This is a genomic window from Pseudomonas cerasi, from assembly GCF_027983475.1.
Classification (GTDB): Bacteria; Pseudomonadota; Gammaproteobacteria; order Pseudomonadales; family Pseudomonadaceae; genus Aquipseudomonas; species Aquipseudomonas cerasi.
The window spans coordinates 79,816-99,308 of the sequence record NZ_JAQJVM010000003.1 but is presented as its reverse complement, the minus strand read 5'-3'; the positions used below and the strand labels follow the sequence as shown (position 1 = coordinate 99,308).

At 58.7% G+C, this 19,493-nt stretch carries 15 protein-coding genes and 2 pseudogenes; 10 read left to right on the top strand and 7 right to left on the bottom strand.

From position 1 onward, the window contains the following. Positions 1 to 75 precede the first annotated feature (75 nt). Both PI739_RS16645 and PI739_RS16640 read right to left on the bottom strand, forming a co-directional pair. Complete coding sequence (locus PI739_RS16645; protein WP_054082270.1) at positions 76 to 1,023, bottom strand: methyltransferase; 948 nt, start codon at positions 1,021 to 1,023, stop codon at positions 76 to 78. After that, positions 1,020 to 2,471, bottom strand: coding sequence for an iron-containing redox enzyme family protein (locus PI739_RS16640; protein ID WP_054082351.1), 1,452 nt, complete (start codon positions 2,469 to 2,471; stop codon positions 1,020 to 1,022). The genes PI739_RS16645 and PI739_RS16640 overlap by 4 nt, the downstream gene beginning before the upstream one ends. A 333-nt stretch (positions 2,472 to 2,804) precedes the next feature. On the opposite strand from PI739_RS16640, the gene PI739_RS16635 reads away from it, so the two are divergent. After that, positions 2,805 to 3,323 carry a DUF4142 domain-containing protein gene (locus PI739_RS16635; protein ID WP_003367886.1) on the top strand — a complete coding sequence of 173 codons (519 nt, stop codon included), beginning with the start codon at positions 2,805 to 2,807 and terminating at the stop codon, positions 3,321 to 3,323. Positions 3,324 to 3,391: 68 nt separating this feature from the next. Here PI739_RS16635 and PI739_RS16630 read toward each other — a convergent pair whose 3' ends face one another. The 3 genes from PI739_RS16630 to PI739_RS16620 form a co-directional block, all read right to left on the bottom strand. Next, a complete protein-coding gene (locus tag PI739_RS16630) occupies positions 3,392 to 3,889 on the bottom strand; it encodes a YciE/YciF ferroxidase family protein (RefSeq protein WP_003367887.1) in 498 nt (165 codons plus the stop codon). Positions 3,890 to 3,994: 105 nt separating this feature from the next. Further along, positions 3,995 to 4,192 (bottom strand): hypothetical protein, encoded by a 198-nt coding sequence (locus PI739_RS16625; protein ID WP_054082269.1) that lies wholly within the window; start codon positions 4,190 to 4,192, stop codon positions 3,995 to 3,997. 35 nt (positions 4,193 to 4,227) lie between these two features. Further along, positions 4,228 to 5,109, bottom strand: coding sequence for a manganese catalase family protein (locus tag PI739_RS16620; RefSeq protein WP_003367889.1), 882 nt, complete (start codon positions 5,107 to 5,109; stop codon positions 4,228 to 4,230). A gap of 429 nt (positions 5,110 to 5,538) precedes the next feature. Between PI739_RS16620 and PI739_RS16615 the strand changes: the two genes are divergently transcribed. From PI739_RS16615 to PI739_RS16585, 9 genes and pseudogenes are all read left to right on the top strand, one after another. Then, positions 5,539 to 5,763 carry a DUF6555 family protein gene (locus PI739_RS16615; RefSeq protein ID WP_003316018.1) on the top strand — a complete coding sequence of 75 codons (225 nt, stop codon included), beginning with the start codon at positions 5,539 to 5,541 and terminating at the stop codon, positions 5,761 to 5,763. Between the two features lie 414 nt (positions 5,764 to 6,177). Further along, positions 6,178 to 7,338, top strand: a pseudogene (locus PI739_RS24920) (HAMP domain-containing protein); the annotation flags it as partial. Continuing rightward, positions 7,339 to 8,208, top strand: a complete 870-nt coding sequence (locus tag PI739_RS24915) for a methyl-accepting chemotaxis protein (protein WP_373458264.1) — start codon at positions 7,339 to 7,341, stop codon at positions 8,206 to 8,208. Positions 8,209 to 8,389: 181 nt separating this feature from the next. Continuing rightward, a pseudogene (locus tag PI739_RS24910) lies at positions 8,390 to 9,409 on the top strand (methyl-accepting chemotaxis protein); the annotation flags it as partial. A gap of 39 nt (positions 9,410 to 9,448) precedes the next feature. Continuing rightward, positions 9,449 to 10,312 (top strand): methyl-accepting chemotaxis protein, encoded by an 864-nt coding sequence (locus PI739_RS24905; RefSeq protein ID WP_408637178.1) that lies wholly within the window; start codon positions 9,449 to 9,451, stop codon positions 10,310 to 10,312. A gap of 574 nt (positions 10,313 to 10,886) precedes the next feature. Continuing rightward, positions 10,887 to 12,641 (top strand): ABC transporter permease, encoded by a 1,755-nt coding sequence (locus PI739_RS16600; RefSeq protein WP_003367892.1) that lies wholly within the window; start codon positions 10,887 to 10,889, stop codon positions 12,639 to 12,641. Between the two features lie 22 nt (positions 12,642 to 12,663). After that, positions 12,664 to 13,968, top strand: coding sequence for an ABC transporter ATP-binding protein (locus PI739_RS16595; RefSeq protein ID WP_176556722.1), 1,305 nt, complete (start codon positions 12,664 to 12,666; stop codon positions 13,966 to 13,968). Between the two features lie 51 nt (positions 13,969 to 14,019). Beyond that, positions 14,020 to 15,087, top strand: a complete 1,068-nt coding sequence (locus tag PI739_RS16590) for a sensor histidine kinase (RefSeq protein WP_054082350.1) — start codon at positions 14,020 to 14,022, stop codon at positions 15,085 to 15,087. Continuing rightward, positions 15,087 to 15,725: a response regulator transcription factor gene (locus tag PI739_RS16585; RefSeq protein ID WP_003367896.1), complete on the top strand. Its 639-nt coding sequence runs from the start codon at positions 15,087 to 15,089 to the stop codon at positions 15,723 to 15,725. Before PI739_RS16590 ends, PI739_RS16585 begins: the two co-directional genes overlap by 1 nt. A gap of 129 nt (positions 15,726 to 15,854) precedes the next feature. On the opposite strand, the gene PI739_RS16580 is transcribed toward PI739_RS16585, so the two are convergent. Together PI739_RS16580 and PI739_RS16575 are read right to left on the bottom strand one after the other, a co-directional pair. Then, complete coding sequence (locus PI739_RS16580; RefSeq protein WP_054082265.1) at positions 15,855 to 17,738, bottom strand: acyltransferase family protein; 1,884 nt, start codon at positions 17,736 to 17,738, stop codon at positions 15,855 to 15,857. A 96-nt stretch (positions 17,739 to 17,834) separates the two neighbouring features. Next, positions 17,835 to 19,118 carry a hypothetical protein gene (locus PI739_RS16575; protein ID WP_271352048.1) on the bottom strand — a complete coding sequence of 428 codons (1,284 nt, stop codon included), beginning with the start codon at positions 19,116 to 19,118 and terminating at the stop codon, positions 17,835 to 17,837. Positions 19,119 to 19,493: the final 375 nt, after the last annotated feature.

The following is a 19,493-nucleotide window of genomic DNA, read 5'->3' as shown; positions in this document are numbered from 1 at the left end:
GGATGCCGAGAGGCTGACCAATGCTCGGTTCTTATGCGCGCTATAAGCATGAACTATCGAAGCTATTTCGGCGGGTCATGCAGAGCGTCGGGTGACCACCAACTCCACCGCTGCAATACGGTCCACGTCCTCATAGCCCTCTTCAAGCAGCTCTTCGCCGAAGACATCCGGGTCCAGTTCACGGTAGGTCCATGCCAGTGCCGCATGGTCGATATCGGCCTGCACCGCCTCGAAGAAAGGATCGTGCTCGCCCACCATGGCCACGCCGGTGTAAAGCACCAGCGAACCGCCCGGAGTGAGGCGGTCCAGTGATTCGTGCAGGATGCGCACGGACAGGTCCGCGCCCAACGCATCACCACCGTGGCGGTAGGCCCGCTGCCTGGTGTCTTTCATGTAGGGCGGGTTGGCGACGATGAGGTCGAAGTTTCCGTTCAGGCCCGAGAGAATATCGCTGTGGCAGCACTCCATATTCTTCAGCCCGGCAACCGCGGCATTGGTCTGCGCGAAATGCAGTGCCCTAGGGTTGATGTCGACGGCATGCACCTGAGCCTGCGGACGGGCGACCGCAATCAACATGGCGCCGGCACCCGTACCGCAGCCGATGTCGACGGCGCGGTTGATCGGGTGCGACGTGCCTTGCAGGTGACGATTGATGGACTGCGCGAAGCGATAGGTATCCGGACCGAAAAATACCGAGTCTTCATCTGCGGTAGGAAACGCCGAATGCACCAGCAGCAGATCATCCAGGCTGGAAAATCTCACCCGGCTTTTCAAGCCGTCTTCCTTGCGCTCCAGAATACCGGCAGCCAGCAGGCCTTGAGCCTCTTCGACCGGCAGCATGGATTCCGGTATCAGCCGGCTCCAGCCGAACACATCGCGTAGCGACGCGGCAAGACGATTTCCCGAGCGTTGATTGACGTATTGATGGGTCAAAGGGGTGGGCGTGATAAAGCGATAGCCGCTGGTTTCAAGGCGCTGCGCCAGGGCAATGAGCGCGGCGCTGTCGGGGAGGGCATGACTCATGCGTGCGCTCCCGTCATTCGCTCGGCCATGCTGCTCACAAACAGACGCGTCGCGTGTAGACCGGCAGCCGTTGCGTGTCTTGCTGGCGACATGCTTTCGATCAACGTAGTCATCTTCTCGGAGGAGGCCGCAGACTCCAGCCTCATGTGCAGTTCGCGCACGTCCGGATCAGCATCTGCTGAAGCAGGCACCGCAAGCGCGGGGGAGGGCTGAGCACCGTCTTGCAGATTGCGGAAACGCGAGCGAAAGGCTTCCGGAAGCCGTTTGCCGACCGTGGGCTGAGCACTGCCATCGGACAGTGAGTCGCCGGCGATCCAGTCGTGCACGAGTTGCTTTTCATAACCGTTGAAGACGCCGAACATTGGCGCACCGGCGCCTTCGAACAGCTTCCAGAAACGGCTGTGCAGGGGATCTTCATGACGCTTGATCCAGCCTCTGTTCTGCAGCACGGCAAGAAATTCCGGGATCTGGTCGGGCTCGGCGAGCCACTCGTTGACGGTCTTGCCGTCGAGACGGCAGTAATCGGAATGCATGTGCTGCCCGAACGTGCGCTTGCGCTCGAGCATGGCGATCACTTCCTGCTCCAGGTCGAACGACTGGATCACTTGAGTTGAACCCATGCCCAGCTCATTGAGGCGATAACCACTGGCGACACGACGATAAAACTCGTCGCGCTCCTGGCCAACAGGCATCAGCTCAAGGACGCTTTGTGCAGCCTTGCGCGCATGGCCGGTGCTGGCATTATCGATCGTCACATGCAGGGTGAAGTAGTAAGGGTCAATGCCCAGTTCATTCAGCTCGAATGATGTGATGAGCAAGTGCAGCGGCAACTGTTCATAGCCCAGGTTGTAACCAATGACTTCGGGAAGGTATTGCTCGCTCAATTGCCCCAGTGACAGCTGAATCGCACCTTGCAGGTAGGCATCGTCTGCCAGTGGCGCGCTGGTATCGCAGTCCAGATCCGCCAGCAGTTTCCGGTACAGCGAGACATGATTCTGTGCTTGTTCGCCGTCACCAAGCTCTTCAAGGTAGGTCCGAATCAGGCCGTGAAAGCGGTAGTCTGCCCAGCGCGGCAGCAATCCGTATAGCCAGGCGCCGTCGACCATTTTGGTCGGTGCGACCTGCTGAATGAAATACATCGCGTGCGCTTTGTTCTTGAAAAACCGTCTCGGTTTTCCAGCGCGGCGTTGCTCAAGATAGAGTGCATATTGATCAGCCACGACCCCTACGTTCTGCTCCATCCACTGTTCAAGCGCTTCGGGCCGGGCCGGAAGGTCGCAGTGTTCCCGCTCGGCCAGGGCCAGGCAGTGATTCAGAAACAGGACCGCATCGTGTTGATGTTCGGGAGCACGTTCATTCATCCATGATTGATAGACGGTTTTTGAACGGGCTTCTTCAACGACGGTTTTGACGACGGCGTTGCCGGTCATCACTTGAAGAGACGTCATGAAAATCGTACCTCGGCAGTTGAACATCACGTTGACGCGGTCATTCGGGACTTTCTGTTTTTTTGTGCAACGTAGATAAGTGAGTGCCTCGATACAGGGAAATTCAGCGTAATTTCCCCGGCACCGATAGGTGGTGATCGCGCTTATTCCAAGGGGCGATGGTCGCGCGGAAAAAATGCATTGCCGGTCCGGGTTACATCCGCAACAGGTGACCGTGGTATCGGCGTATGCCGTGTCCGATCAAAAAGGCTGAACGCAGGTATTTGAAGCAGGTCGTAACGTTCATGTCATCGATAACGATGATGTATTCAGCCCATAAAAGGATGACCGAAAATGAACAATTATTTTCGCATGAGCGCCATTGCCCTGGCACTTTCGCTAGGTTCGCAAATGGCTGTTGCTGCTCAGGACGCTGATGATTTTGTGGAAGATGCCTCTGCTAAAGGCATCGCCGAAGTTCAGGTTGGCAAGCTCGCACAGGATGAGAAAGGCGTCTCTGCAGATGTGAAGGAATTTGCAAAGCAGATGGTCACGGACCACACCGCCGCCAATGAGAAGCTGGCTGCGATCGCAAAAAGCAAGAACCTTGAAGTGTCCGAAGACCCTATGCTGATGGACAAGGCCAAGGCGATGATTCTGGAGATGCGCGAGAAGTCGTTCGATCAGGCATACGCCAACAATCAGGTCTCCGCACATGAGCAGGCGATCAAGCTATACAAGGAAGAGGCCGAGAATGGCAAGGATCCAGAGCTGAAGGCCTTTGCAAAGGCGACGTTGCCTACGCTGGAGAAGCATTTGGAGCACGCGAAAAAACTCGCTGCTGCGCATGGCGGTGATGCTGCCAAAAAGTAAATCCACTACACCGCATGACGGGATCTACACCCTGTAGACCGTCATGTGGGTACCGCTGGAAATCATCATTACTTTTTCGAAGTGGCCGCCTGGGTTCCGCCCTGTTCAGCGATCGCCGTCAGCTTTTCGTCCGCGCCTTTTTCTTCTGCCAATGTGGCACTCAGCAGAGCGGCGGCTTCTTTCATATTCAGATGTTTGGCCATGGCGATGAGTGTGCCGTAACTGGCGATCTCATAATGCTCGACCTTCTGGCATGCCCCGATCAGGGCCGCATCGAGTACTGCGCCTTTCTCGATCTCTTCCAGCAATTCCTTGCTTTCTTCGATCAGACCTTCCATGGCTGCGCATTTCATGCGTTTCAGCTTCAGACCAGCACCTTCCACCAATTCATCGATACGATCGATCTGACCTTGGGTTTCTTCAAGATGCGCCTTGAAGGCTTCTGCCAGAAGCGGATTGGTCGAAGCGCGTGCGAGACGCGGGAGTGCTTTGGTAATTTGCTTTTCAGCGCTGTAAACGTCTGAAAGTTCGTGAATGAACAAATCTTCTATGGTCGTGCGAGTCATGTTCTTACCCTTTTCAGCGAAGAGAGACTTGTCCACACGCGGGCTGATTGTCTGCCGACCTGTGGACAAGTTTGATGGAGCGCGTAGCGTTGATGATCGGTGTGATCAGCGCCGTGGCAGGCTGTTTTCAAGCTGGGTTCCAACGCCGAAACCCTTGGTTGCCATCACCACCTGAAAGCCTCTGCGCGCAAGCAGCGCCTGCGCCTCGAAGGCACGAAGCCCTTTTACAAATACCCTGTCGGTCAACGCGCTATCCAACTCGTCGCGAGGCGTGAGAGGTTGACGGGAGCTGAGCTTTTTCATGATTCATTCTCCTGAACAAAACAAGGGTTGCCGTTTCAGGCATCTTTGCCCTGGACAAAGCCAGAACCCAGATCCGCACCGGTAATCGGATTGGCGGCCGGATCGGACTGGGTCCGCTCCTTCAACATTTCCAGCACCTCTGTATCCTTTTCATCCAGCGTGACCGAGGCCGTGCCTTCGCCGCCATCGACGGCCGCTTGTGGCGACTCCACATATTCCCAGTCACCACCCTGATTCCACGCACCGCGTACATTGGGTTCGCCGGACATGTTGAAGTACTTGTTGGTGAATTCCGGCATGCCCGGCAGTTTGCCCTGTGGGAAGTTGGGCTGGATGGCGTGGAGGGCTTTTTCAAAAGACAACTGGTGCGCGATTTCCCGAGTCATGAGAAACCCCAGCGCTTCTTTAACGCCCGGATCATCGGTCACGTTCATCAAGCGCTCGTAAACAATCTTGGCTCTGGATTCTGCGGCGATATTGGAACGGAAGTCTGCTGTCGGTTCGCCGATAGTATCAATATAAGCCGCTGTAAAAGGCACGCCGGCAGAGTTGGTCAACGGCGCACCGGACCCGTACAGCAGGCTGGTGATATGTGAGTCATTGCCGTTACCGTTGATAGAGCGATACAACTCGCCTTCTTCTTCAATACCTTCAGCCAATTGACCTTTGGCACCCTTATTGAGCATGACAATAATGGAGCCCACAATTTCAAGGTGGCTTAGTTCTTCAGTGGCAATATCCATCAGCAGGTCTTTACGGCCTGGATCATCTTCACTCAGCCCTTGAGTGAAATACCGTCCGGCCGCGGCCAGTTCACCCTGAGCCCCGCCGAACTGCTCAAGCAGAAGGTTGGCCAGTCCAGGATTGGGTCTTGCTACACGGACGGTGTATTGAAGTCGCTTGTTATACATGAACATGTCGTATCCTCAGGCTTTGATCTCTCGGGAAGCGTCAACCCATGTGCATGGGCTTGATTCAACGCAGTCACAGGTTATGAGAGACTCAGGAGCGCGATCGTTACTGCTAACTTTTTTAAAGAGGACCGGCGGTGTTAAAACCACCGTTCAATAGGATTTGATTATTCCCCTTGCGTGGCTGAATGTTCGTTCATAGTGGCGAAGAAGCCTGTTTGGATGGGGCTGGAGGCCGTTGCTGTTTTACGCAGGAAAAAAGCGTAAAAAGTGCAGTTATAAACAAACTCTATCGCTAACTAAACCGTTCGGTTCAGGTATAAACATACATCATAAGATGGCAGCATGACATCATTTAGATTATGGCATTAATATTTTGAATTTTTTGAAACTGCTGCGATCTGTTTTGCAAGTCGACAAAGCAGGAGCAACACAATGGCTGATGAAAAACACTACCGTATCGATTACCTGCTGCATGGCAGTTACAAGACGTTCTACATACGAGCAGGTGCCATGGATAACAAAGAGGCCTGGCACTGGGCTTCAGTGGATGCCGGGTTCGGTGCGATCCCCAAGTACCGTTCCGACCCGGTACCCAAGCTGAGCAAGCCTCAGGCTGAAAAGCTCGGTCTGTCGAACGTGGAGTGGGCGAGGGCTTGAAAGCCCTCGAATCACCTCGATACGACGCCTGCCGTCGTGCGTCACGATGCCGCACGACGGTATTACCTTTGAAAAGTCTACGGTCGCCAGATCCGTCAGATGAGCCTTTGTTTCCCGCCTGAATACCCTCATTCGGATATGCCTGCCGCAAGCCTCGTACCCGCAAGTCTCTCCCTTTCTTCATTTGCCCGATGCCCATGACCTCATGTTAAACGTGCTCTGGCCGATAGCCGGACTATCAGGCTATGGCACCCATTGAACTTCCTGAAAAGCCATTGCTCTGAAGTGATGGCAATATGCCTCCATCTGAACGGATGACCTCGTTCAGCGCGGCATAGCTGCCCGTATTACCCGTGATGCAAAGAAAGGAGCTTTTCCGCCCGGATCGGACACCCTAATTAAAAAGAGAATGCTATGAACATCCTTTCGCCTGGTATCTACCTCACCAACCGCCTGCGTTTCCCTGCCAAGTTTGTCGTTTTAGCCATTATTATCGTCATCCCGTTGATCGTTCTCGGTCTTCGGGTTTTCAACAGTCTGAATGCAAGCATCGACACGGTCGCGCAAGAGCGCGTTGGCCGTGAGTACCTGCAAATGACCACGCCCGTTCTGCGATTTTCCATGCTGCAGCGCGCGGCCAGCAACCGTCTGCTGGCCGGCGATGCCTCCGCCGCTCAGGATGTGATCAGCAACCGCGCTCAGCTTGAAACCGCGCTTGCCAACCTTGCCGATATTGATGCACGACAGGGGCAGCAACTGGAAACCGAGAACCGCGTACAGCGCCTGCGTGAAAGCGCCCGTTCCCTGATGGACAGTATCAAGCCAGGCCTCTCTCAGGATGACGTGTTCGCCCAGTGGAATGAGCAACTGGCCCAGACACTCAACTTTATCTACTACGTCTCGGCTACCTCGGGCATGGTCTTGGACGAAGATTACGCCTCGCTGTTTCTGATTGATCTGAGCACCATTCGTATGCCCCGGGAAATCAACGTTGCCGGTCAGATCCGCGGCATCACGGCAGGTTTGATGACCGGCCAGGGGCTGAGTGTATCGATGCGCGGCTCGCTCGAGAGCCTGCTGAAGATCGAACTGCAATTTCGGGCCGAGTTGGAGCAAAGTATTCGACTGCTCAAGCGCCGCTCGCCAGAGCTCGCAACGCGCGTCAATGACCCGATCACTGCCGCTACTGCAGCGATGGACAGCTTTCGCAGCGACCTGCACGCGTACATAAAGGGCACAGAGTTTTCGGTGCAGCAGGGGCAGTCGCTGAGCGCGCGCGGCAACGGGGTTGTCTCGGGACTCTACAAGGCTCAGGACGAAATTCAGACTGCGCTTCAGGATGAATTGAATGCGCGCTACGACGCCTTGGTGCTGCAGCGCGAAATAGTCATTGCCATGTGTGTGATCATGGGTTTGTTGCTGCTCTACGCGTTCTGCAGCATTTACCGTGCCTTGCGCCTGACCATCGACAGCCTGCTGGGCGTCACCCGCCGTCTGGGCGAGGGCGATCTGAGTGCACGCGTAACGGTCGTCAGCAAGGACGAAGTGGCTGATATCGCCAATGGCCTGAACCTGATGGCCGAGGCCTTCGCCAGTTCTATCTCGCACATGGACCGCACCTCTTACGAACTGTCTGATGTAGCGTCCCGTCTGGGCTCATCCATCGGCCTGGCCAAGCAGTCGATGAACGCGCAGCAGGCTGAAACGGAGCAAGTGGCGACCGCGATCAACGAGATGACCGCCAGCGTCGCCGACGTGGCGCAGAACACTGAAGGTGCCGCACTGGCCGCTGATGAAGCGAACACCGCGTCACGTAACGGTCTGCGCATCATGCACCAGGCACACTCGACCATTCAGGCTCTGGCCGAAGAAGTGGAAGTCAGTGCTCAGAAGGTGCAGGCGCTGGCCCTGCACAGTCAGTCGATTGGTGGCGTTATCCAGGTCATCAGCACCATTGCCGATCAGACCAACCTGTTGGCCCTCAATGCCGCCATCGAAGCAGCGCGGGCGGGCGAGCAGGGTCGCGGGTTTGCCGTGGTGGCTGATGAAGTCCGCACGCTGGCTTCGCGCACTCAGGCGTCGACCGAAGAAATTCGCGGCATCATCCAGCAACTGCAAGGTGCGACCGATGCTGCCGTGCAACAGATGCAGGCCGGCCAGCAGAAGGCTCATGCGTGCATCAGTGCCGCCAGTGATGCTTCGGGCAGCCTGTCGAGCATCAGTCAGGGCGTGGAGCGCATTGTCGAGATGAACACGCAGATCGCCAGTGCTGCGGTGCAGCAGCATGCGGTCTCCGAAGACATCAACCGCAATGTCATGGAGATTCGTAACAGCTCCGGGACGTTGATGCTGGGGATCGACAATAACGCGGCTACCGCCGATGAACTGGCGCGCGTCGCCAGCGATATGCGCAATGTTGTGGCACGTTTCAAACTGATTGCCTGATTGAGTCGGGGGCTGTTCAGCCCCCGATTTCCCTCCCGAATCGGCGCTTTCGCGCGGATTGCCTTTTTCCGATCAAGTTTTGCTCTTCTGCGGCCGATAGCTCTGGCGCGCGGGTTTGCTGTCTATAAAAACAAATCTCAGCTCTTTCGTTGCGCACAAAAAAGCATTTTCAGGAGATTTTATGAACAGCAGATTTGCGAATATCAGCGTCAACATGAAGTTGGCATTGGGCTTTGGGACCGTTCTTTTCTTCACGGCAGTGCTCGCCCTCGTTGGCTGGACCAGCCTCGACAAGCTCATCAATCGCACCGACAGAATCGGCGATATCACCGAGCTGAGTGACAACCTGACCAACCTGCGAATCGCGCGTCTGCAATACATGCTGACTGACGGCGATGAAACCGCAGCACAGAACATGCAAGGCAAGCTGGATGTGTTCAAGGCGCAGCAGCAATCACTGCTCGTCAGCTTCAACAATCCGGTCAACCTCAAGCCGCTGCGCGAACTGGCCGATGTCACTCGCGACTATGAAGCATCCCTGAACAGCATGCGCGCCGTGTACCAGGCCGGGGCCAAAGTGCGCAACGAGATGACCGCCAATGGGACAGCGGCCATGCAGGCTGTCGAGTCGTTGAATAAGGCGGTCATGCATATCGATCCTTCTGATCCGGCACGCTTCGATCTGGCCCAGTTGGCGAACAGCGCTCGGCAAGACCTGATCCTCGTGCGTTATGAAGTGCGCGGCTATACCGGCAACCCGAATGACAAGACCGAGGCAGCAGCCTTCCAGCAACTGGATAGCGCGATCAGTCGTCTGGACAGGCTCAAGGCTGCTTTTGGTTCCGCCAATCGCGAACAGATCGCACAGTTTGAAAGCGCTCTGCGCAATTACCGCAGCTCGGTCGATGCCTTCAAGGCAACCACTCAGACAGCTGCGAGCGTGCGCAAGGATCTGACCACTCAAGGCGCGACCATCGTCAAACTGGGCGAAGAGCTGTATGGCCTGCAGATGCAGATGGGCAAGGAAGACACTGCTCAGGCGCGCAGCCTGCAGATAGGGTGTGTGGTGTTGGTCATGTTACTGGGCATTCTTGCCGCTGTGGTCATTACGCGTCAGATCACTCGCCCATTGCGCGATACGCTGGCCATCGTCGAACGTATTGCATCCGGCGACCTGACACACACCGAAGCGGTCACCCGACGCGATGAACTGGGTGTGTTGCAGCAAGGCATCCAGCGCATGGGGACAACCCTGCGCGAACTGATCTCCGGTATTCGCGACGGCGTTACCCAGATTGCCAGCGCGGCTGAAGAACTGTCGGCAGTTACCGAGCAGACCAGTGCAGGGGTCAACAGCCAGAAAGTCGAGACCGACCAGGTGGCCACGGCCATGCATGAAATGTCGGCGACGGTGCATGAAGTGGCACGCAATGCCGAACAGGCGTCCGTGGCGGCTTCCGATGCCGACAAACAGGCGCGTGATGGCGACAAGGTCGTGGGCGAGGCCATCCAGCAGATCGAGCGACTGGCCGCTGAAGTGGTTCGCTCGTCCGACGCAATGAACGTGCTGGAGCAGGAAAGTGACAAGATCGGCAAGGTCATGGATGTGATCAAGGCGGTCGCCGAACAGACCAACCTGCTGGCCCTCAATGCCGCCATCGAAGCAGCACGTGCCGGGGAAGCCGGCCGGGGTTTTGCCGTGGTGGCCGACGAAGTTCGTGGCCTGGCGCAGCGTACCCAACAGTCCACCGAAGAAATCGAAGGGCTGGTGGCGGCGCTGCAAAACGGCACGCGCCAAGCGTCGGGCATCATGCTCGGCAGCCGCACGCTGACAGACAGCAGTGTCGAACTGACGCGCAGGGCCGGTACGTCGCTGGAAAGCATCACCCGTACGGTGTCGAGCATCCAGGCGATGAACCAGCAGATCGCTGCCGCCGCCGAACAGCAAAGCTCGGTGGCCGACGAAATCAGCCGCAGCATCGTCAACGTTCGCGATGTATCCGAACAGACCGCCGAAGCCAGCGAAGAAACCGCAGCCTCCAGCGTCGAACTGGCACGCCTTGGTGGCCAGCTGCAGATGATGGTCAGCCACTTCCGGGTGTGATCCACCCGACGGTCGTGCCCACGCGGAGTACTCGGACACCCGTCGTTCCGCATGCTCCAGCGTGGGGATGCATGTCGTGACGCTCCGCGTCACAGCTCCAGATCGCACCGCTTCTTCAAGGGAGGACGCGGAGCGTCCGGAACGGCATGCGACGCGGAGCGTCGCACGATAGTCCAGCCGGCCACCTATCGTTCCTCACGCTCCAGCGTGGGAATGCATTTCGTGACGCTCCGCGTCACATCTCCAGGTCGCACCGCTTCTTCAAGGGAGTACGCGGAGCGTCCGGAACGGCATACCTACGCCGAGCATGGGCACGATAATGTTCTTTTGCGCGACGCTTAACTGGCCTGAATAACGGGGTGATAGTTATATAACTATACGTTGGTATACCTCACTCATACTGACAGATAAACATGAGCTACTTTTGCAGGTTTCTACTGTTGATCGAAACGCTATAAGCTTTACCTCACTGTCCGGCAACTATTAACTCACGGCCTTTATCTGTTATCGCTGACTGCCTGTTTGTTTATAAAGCAGGTGGGTCTGCGCCTGCGCGGCCGGCTTGAGGTGAGCAATGCATTCGATATCTGAATTCGGTAAAAGCCTGCGGACGCCCCGTTTTGTAAAACCCGGTGCACGCACGCCTTATTGGGCCGATGGTATTTGCCTGGCCATCCTGACCCTGTTCATTGGTCTGTTCATCTACGGCCTTGGCCAGATGATGCAGCCGCTCGCGGTGCTGAATTCGAGTCCCATGAGCCTCGACCCGGCGCGCCTGCCCGAATACGCATTGCGCACCACACTGCGTATGTTCATCGCGCTGGCCGCTTCGTTGATCTTCACTTTTGTCGTCGCCACGCTGGCCGCCAAAAGCCGCAAGGCCGAGCAAGTGATCATCCCGGCGCTGGATATTCTTCAGTCGGTGCCGGTGCTGGGTTTTTTGACGTTCACCGTGACCTTCTTCATGGGCCTGTTTCCCGGTCGGCAGATGGGCGTCGAATGCGCAGCGATCTTTGCCATCTTCACCAGCCAGGCCTGGAATCTCGCGTTCAGTTTCTATCAGTCACTGCGCACCGTACCGAGTGACCTTAACGAGGTCAGCCGTCAGTTCGGGCTGTCTGCGGTACTGCGCTTCACTCGCCTGGAACTGCCGTTCGCCATACCGGGGCTGGTGTGGAACATGATGATGTCGATGTCCGGCGGCTGGTTTTTCGTGGTCGCCTGCGAGGCCATTTCGGTCGGCGACACCACCGTCAATCTGCCGGGCATCGGTTCCTGGCTGGCGCTGGCCATCGAGCAGAAAAACCTGGCGGCGATTGCCTGGGCAGTGGGCGCAATGGCGCTGGTGATTCTGGCCTATGACCAATTGCTGTTCAGGCCGATCGTCGCCTGGGCGGACAAATTCCGCTTCGAGCAAACCGCATCGTCGAAGCGTCCGCGCTCGTGGATGTACAGCGTGCTGGGCCGCTCCCGTGTGGCACCGATGCTGGGTTCGATCCTGGCTGCGCCGTGGAAATGCCTGATGCTGATCGACTGGCGCGTGTTCTCCCGGCTGTGGAAAGTGAAGCTCACCCCAGGCGTCGTCCGCGTGCTCGACTACGCGTGGCTGGGCCTGGTCATGGCCGCCTGCCTGGCTGGCAGCGTGTACCTGTTCAGGTTCATCGAAGCCTCTCTGGGCGTCAGCGACATGGTCACTGCCTTTGGTCTGGGCCTGGCGACGATGGTGCGTGTGATCGTACTGATCGTCATTGCGAGCCTGATCTGGGTGCCCGTCGGTATCTGGATCGGCTTGCGTCCGGTCTGGGCCGAACGCTTGCAGCCAATCGCGCAGTTCATGGCGGCGTTCCCGGCCAACGTTCTGTTTCCTTTTGCGGTGATCGCGATTGTCGGCCTGCACCTGAACCCGGACATCTGGCTGTCGCCGCTGATGGTGCTCGGCACCCAGTGGTACATCCTGTTCAACGTGATCGCCGGGGCCAGCGCCTTGCCGACTGACCTGCGCGAAGCGGCGACCATGTTCAACATGCGCGGCTGGCAGTGGTGGCGGCGTGTCGCGCTGCCTGGCGTGTTTCCCTACTACATCACCGGTGCGCTGACCGCGTCGGGTGGTTCGTGGAACGCCAGTATCGTTGCCGAAGCGGTTTCCTGGGGCGATCAGCATCTGGAAGCGGCAGGCCTGGGGTCATACATCGCCAATGCGACCCAGGCAGGTGACTTTCCGCGCGTTGCGCTGGGCATCGTGGTCATGTCGGTCTTCGTGATTGCGTTCAACCGGTTGCTGTGGCGCCCGCTGTACGGGTTCGCCGAGCGACGTCTGAGTCTTGTCTGATCTTGTGTAAGGGGAGGGCGCCATCATGATGGCTGTCGAAACGCGTTGCCTGGTAGATGTTCAGAAAGTCCGACATGTGTACGGCAAAGGCAGCAAAGAGCGCCTGGTGCTGGATGACGTGACCCTGACGCTCAATGAGAACGAAATAGTGGGCCTGCTGGGCCGGTCCGGCTCGGGCAAGTCGACCCTGTTGCGCTCCATCGCCGGGCTGGTGGTGCCTACCGAAGGTGAGGTGAATTTCCCTCGTCGTGTGCAAGGACGGGCAATGTCGGTGGGCATGGTGTTCCAGAGCTTTGCGCTGTTTCCCTGGCTGACGGTGCTGGAAAACGTCGAAGTTGGCCTCGAAGCGCAACGTGTGCCTGCCGCCGTACGCCGCAAGCGCGCACTGGCGGCCATCGATCTGATCGGCCTGGACGGTTTCGAGAGCGCCTACCCCAAAGAGCTGTCCGGAGGCATGCGTCAGCGGGTCGGCATGGCACGCGCGCTGGTCATCGATCCTGACGTGCTGTTGATGGACGAACCGTTTTCCGCGCTCGACGTGCTCACCGCCGAAACCCTGCGTACTGACTTGCTGGACATGTGGAGCGAGGGGCGCATGCCCATCAAGTCGATCCTGATGGTGACGCATAACATCGCCGAAGCCGTGCTGATGTGCGATCGCATCCTGCTGTTCTCCTCCAATCCTGGCCGGGTGATCAGCGAGATCAAGGTCGATCTGCCCCAGCCGCGCAACCGCCAGGACCCGATCTTTCGGGCGCTGGTGGAAGAGATCTACGTGCTGATGACCCAGGACAACGACGCCGGCGAGATTCGTCAGGGCGTGTTTCCGGGCACCGGGCTGGGAATGGTGTTGCCACAGGTTTCCACCAACGCACTGGCAGGGTTGATCGAGGCGATTCACGCGCCGCCCTATAGCCTCAAAGCCGACCTGCCGGAGCTGGCCGCTGCGCTGCACTACAACGCCGACGAGCTGTTCCCGATTGCCGAGGTGCTGCAACTATTGCGCTTCGCTGAACTGAAGGGCGGCGACATTCGCCTGCTGCCTGCCGCTAATCGCTATGCGCTGGCGGATGTCGACGAGCGCAAGCAACTGTTCGCCCAGCACCTGCTTAGCTTTGTGCCGTTGGTGGCGCATATCCGTCGGGTGCTGGATGACCGTCCCACGCACACGGCACCGGCACGGCGCTTTCGTGATCAACTCGAAGACTTCATGTCTGAAAGCGATGCCATGCAGACCCTCAACGCAGTGATTCAATGGGGGCGCTACGCGGAGTTGTTCGCCTATGACGAACTGGCCGATCAGTTCAGCCTGGACAACCCGTCCTGAGGTTTGTAGGACATACTCAACAGGCCTTTTGCAACCAGCGGGATGATGCGCATGCGTGAACCGGAATCCTACGGCAAGGCTGCTATGGCGGTGCGGCTGATCGCGTTGCTCATGCTGGCGCTGGTCATTGCAGTTGCCGACACCTTGACCGACCTGGAAATCGCCGTGGGCGTATTCCAGATTGTTGTGGTGCTGCTGGCGGTCAGGTTCCTGCCGTCCACAGGCGTTATCGCGATGGCGTTGCTGTGCATGGTGCTGACCGTGATCAGTTATGAGATGACGACCTCCAGAGGCAGTGAGGCGTCCGGGCTGATCAATTGCATCATCAGCCTGGCGGCCATCGCCATGACCACCTGGCTGGCGCTGCGCATGGCGCTGGCCATCCGCTCGGTACATGAAGCGCGCTCACAGCTGGCGCGGATCGCACGGGTCAATCAACTGGGTGAACTGACGGCGTCCATTGCTCACGAGGTCAATCAGCCGCTGTCGGCTATTGTCACCAGCGGCAATGCCTGCCAGCGCTGGCTGGCCACCGAGCCGGTCAATCTGGAGAAGGCCCGGCAGGCCGTCGACCGCATGATCAGTGACGCGAACCGCGCCGGTGACATCATCGTCCGGGTGCGCGCGCTGGCGAAGCGTTCGTCCACTCACAAGGAGTGGATCAGCGTGGCCGATACCGTCGCCGAGATCGTGGCGCTGGCACACAGCGAGATAGAGGGGCAGGGCGTCGCACTGCTGGTCGACGTTCCGGAGGGCCTGCCGCCGCTGCTGGCTGATCGGGTGCAGATCCAGCAAGTGTTGCTGAACCTGATGCTCAATGGTGTCGATGCGATGAAAAAGCTCGAGGCGGATCAGGCGCAACTGGAGATTCTGGTGGGCTGGCATGACGGCGGTGATATCGAATTTGCGGTCAGCGACAACGGTATCGGCGTGCCACCGGAAAACATCCATCGGTTGTTCGATGCTTTCTACACCACCAAGGAGGAAGGGATGGGGATTGGTCTGGCGATCAGTCGTTCGATCATCGAAGCTCATGGCGGGCGCATCTGGGTCACCCCCAACCCTGCAATCGGTGCTACGTTTCACTTCACCCTGCCCACCGGAAAGATGGAAACCTGATGAGCACAGTTGCCGCCGCATCACAGGCCGAAGAGCCGATCATCTACGTCCTTGATGACGACCTGTCGGTGCGCTCCTCGCTGGAGGATCTGCTGGCCTCGGTCGGGTTGCGCAGCATGCTGTTCGGCTCGACCCGCGAGTTCCTGGACACGCCGCGTCCTGACGCGCCGGGCTGCCTGATTCTGGACATTCGCATGCCTGGAATGAGTGGTCTGGACTTCCAGGAGCATATGGCCAGGTCGGGGATTTCCCTGCCGGTCATTTTCATCACCGGGCATGGCGACATTCCCATGTCCGTGCGGGCCATGAAGGCCGGTGCGGTGGAGTTTCTGACCAAGCCCTTTCGCGATCAGGACTTGCTCGACGCCATTCAGCAGGGGTTGGCGCAGGATCGCAGTCGACGCAAAAGTGCCGCGGTCGAAGCCGAACTGCAGCGCCGCCACGCCAGCCTCAATTCCGGTGAGCGGCAGGTGATGGAGCTGGTGGTCAGCGGCCTGCTCAACAAACAGATTGCAGCCCGGCTGAACGTGAGTGAAATCACCGTCAAGGTCCGCCGTGGCTCGGTGATGCGCAAGATGGAAGCCGATTCCCTGGCCGACCTCGTCAAGTTTGCCGAGCGCCTCAAAGAGCTGCACTGATCACCGGCCCACGCCGAGCCCTCATCGTTATACACAAGTCCGCTTTTGATTCTGGCCGGCGGCGGTAGGAGTAGGCGCGAAGAGGCCGCTACAGCCTCCAGAAACAGGACATTTGTACTCAGCGGCTGACTAATTCACCAGCCGCGGCAGTACGTAGTTGCGCACGACGTACAGCGAACCTTCTGCGCTCAAGTGCCCCGAGTCGATCTGCAGCAGAGAGCGGTTGTCTTCCAGGCGTACCCGGCAGGCATCGGCGATGCACAGTTTGTCGATCAGCGACACAAACTGGATGCCTGCCAATGCGGCCAGTGCGCGGGTTGCCTGATCCACCAGCATGACACTTTGATCCAGAGCCGGATCGCGGATGTACGATTCGCTCAGCCCCCAATGACGGTTGGCGATGACGCTGGGCAACGACGGGTTCCACTGCGGAACCGGGCCGATCAGCACGATGTGCTTCACACCAAGGCCCTTGAGCCGAACCGCGATCTGCGTCCAGTCGGTCTTGTCGTGCCCGTCCTTTTGCGCGATGACCACGATGTCCGGACGCAGCCTTTCGATGCCCTGCAGGGCCGTTCTGTTGGAGTAGTCACAGGCCCTGCTGGTCGCAGAGGTACGCCCTTGCTGGTCCCTCAGAGCAGGACGGCAACTGGCCGAGGCGACCTGATAGAAGGGCGTGCTGTGTGTCAGCAAGGTACGCAGGCCGAGCGACAGCGCTTGTGCATGAGAATCGCCCCACAGGAACACGCCCCCCACCCCTTGTTTGCGGGTGCAGGCTTCATCGATGCCTGATTGGCCGCGCTGGGTCAGGGCGGAGAAGGCGTCACATTTCAGCCAGTAGGGCTCGTACAGGTTGTGCTGGCGATCAGCGTACTCCTGAATGAAACGCGCCTTGTCCGAAACACTCACCGGGCGCAGAGGAGAAACCACGCCGCCGGTTGCACTCACCAGCGTTCCGCCGACGAACAGCAGAGCGATCAGCGTGCCGAACGTGGCACGTCTGCTGCGCTGATCAGACGACGGCCTGCTGACGGGCTGCTCGATCAGCCGCCATGAGACCAGACCCAGCATCACGGCCACGCCGATGCCCACCAGCACTGCGCGGGTCTCGCCCAGTAACCCGGCGTCATTCATCCACACCACCACCGGCCAGTGCCACAGGTACAACGAGTACGAGCGTGTGCCGGCCCATTGGGCGAGCGGGTTACAGGTCAGCAGCGAGTCGTTGCGTGCGGCGACGATCACCGCGAACGCACCCAGCACCGGCATCAACACCAGATAACCCGGCCACGTGTCCTGCACGGACAGCAGAAAGAAGCCGGCCACGGTCAGCGTCAGTCCTAAGTGTTCCAGAACGCGCTGCTGCAGGGCCTTCAATTGCAGCGGGAATAGGCAGGCCACGCCACCTGCGAGCAACTCCCAAGCGCGGGTCGGCAGCAGGTAAAACGCCGCCTCCGGCCATTGCGAGGAGGCAGATACGCACACCACAAAGCCTGTCAGGCTTGCGCCCAGTACCCACCAGCGCAGGTTGTGCAGCGCGACGAAGCGACTGAGCATCAGCAGCGCAATCGGGTACAGCAGGTAGAACTGCCATTCCACCGACAGCGACCAGGTATGCAGCAGCCACTTCTCATGGGCGCTGGCGGTGAAATACCCGGCCTCACGCCAATAGACGAAGTTGGAAACGAACCCCAGGCTGCTCGCCACATGTGTGCCCAGCGCGCTGTAGTCCAGCGGCAGCAGAGCGAACCAGCCGAGCAACAGCAAGGCAAAACACAGCACGGCGAGGGCCGGGACGATGCGTCTGGCCCGTGACGTGTAGAACGCCGCCAGCCTGAATTTACCGCTCCTTAAGCCGCGCAGGATGATGCCGGTGATCAGATACCCCGAGATCACGAAAAACACGTCGACACCGGCAAAGCCGCCAGGCAGCCAGTCGGGGTGGAAGTGGAAGAGCAGCACTGCGATCACTGCGATGGCGCGCAGGCCATTGATGTCTTTTCTGAAGTCCATTTGAGAAAGCCATCCGTTGGCTGATCATGAGGGGGAGGGGCCGGGGATCAGCCGAAGCTTATCGGCAGCCAGCGTTGTGGTGATTGTGCTGGTTGATCAGCGTGCAGCCGACGTCAGCCCGGGCGCATGGCCCGCAGAAGATTCTTTGCCGGCCATCACATGACCAATGGCCAGGCCGATGAACAGGTTGGCGACAGCGACCTCGAACATGTCGGTGGTCCAGCTGATCAGGCACCAGCAAAAGCTGATCGCCAGGAGCATATGGCCAACACGGGTCTGATCATCGATCAGGCGGAACAACAGCGGAATCTGCAGCGCATACAGCAGCAGGCCGAGCACGCCCAGCATTGCCCAGAGGTACAGGGCGGAGCTGTCCATGCCGAGAAATACCCCGGCACCGTCCACCGGAAACAACCCCATCGTGCTGCCGACCATGCCGAAGCCTGCGCCGCTGATCATCCAGCCTTCGCGACTCATTGCATCGATCAGGCCGGGCCAGGTGTTGATCAGCCGGTCATACAGCGAGGCCAGAGAGCCGCCGCTGCTGACCGCGTAAGCGTCAGGGCTCACAATCAGGCCCAGTGCCGGCAACAGCAGGCCGATGCCTACCACCACGGTGCACACTGCCCTGCAGGTCCAGCTCATCCGCCGCAATAACAGCAGCACGATGGTCAGCGCGAAGGCCGCGGCTGGCGCTTTGCTGGTGGTCAGCACGATGGCGTAAAGCGCCACCGCACTCAGCAACATCATCATCAGGCGCGAGCGCAGGAACATGATCAGGTACAGCGTGTAGAAGGCGATCATGATCGACAGCACGTTGGACACCCTGGCGAAACCGGCAATGCGGTCCACCTCGTCCGCGCTCCATGAGGTATTGGCGCTCAACTGGGTTTCACCGGCGCTGTAGCTGTAGCCCTTCCATGGCACGGAGGTGAGCTTGTCCAGGGCAATCCCCAACAGCGAGGCCAGCAGGCAGAAAGCAATGGCGCGGTACAACAGCTTGCGGCGATACAGCAGGTGCCGGCCACATACCAGGCCGAACACCAGCGGGCTCAGCGCGAACAGACTGAACGCCAGGTTGTGCGCGCTGGCGCGATGCAGCATGGCCAGCAGCGCGGAAATCAGCCACAGGATCGTGAACGTCCAGAACAACCGCCCGGCTCTGAATGTGCGCAGTTCGAGCGTAAACAGCAGTATGCAGGCGGCCTTGGGCAGATAGAGCAGGGGGCTTATGCCTGCCTGGTCGAAGTAGAAGCGCAAGGCTCCGGAAAAGGTCTCGACCAGAATCAGGCTGATGGCGACCCACACCACCACCGTGGACTTGTCAAAGGACATCAACGACGACCTGGCGTCGACGCCGTTCGCAGTATTCAACGCCATGCTGGCTGCCTTGTGAAATACGTCAGGGGAATTTCGCGGACAAAGCTACCGCCCGACGATCACGGGGACGTGTCGACACAGGCAGGCTTTGGGAGATGAGGGTCTGGAGCGGACGCTCGCAACGGCATGACAACAGGTATATCAGTCGCAGTTGGGGCAACTGTCAATTAATTAGTCGGGGTTAATGGTTATGCGCTGCACTTAGTACCCAGGACAGGACGCGGAGCGTCCAGAACGGCGTGCCCACGCCGGAGCATGGGCACGATGGTGTTCTTGCGGACGCGACCCTGCAGACACCTATCGTTCCTCACGCTCCAGCCCAGACATTTATCGTTCCTCACGCTCCGCGTGGGAATGCCCTTCGTGACGCTCTGC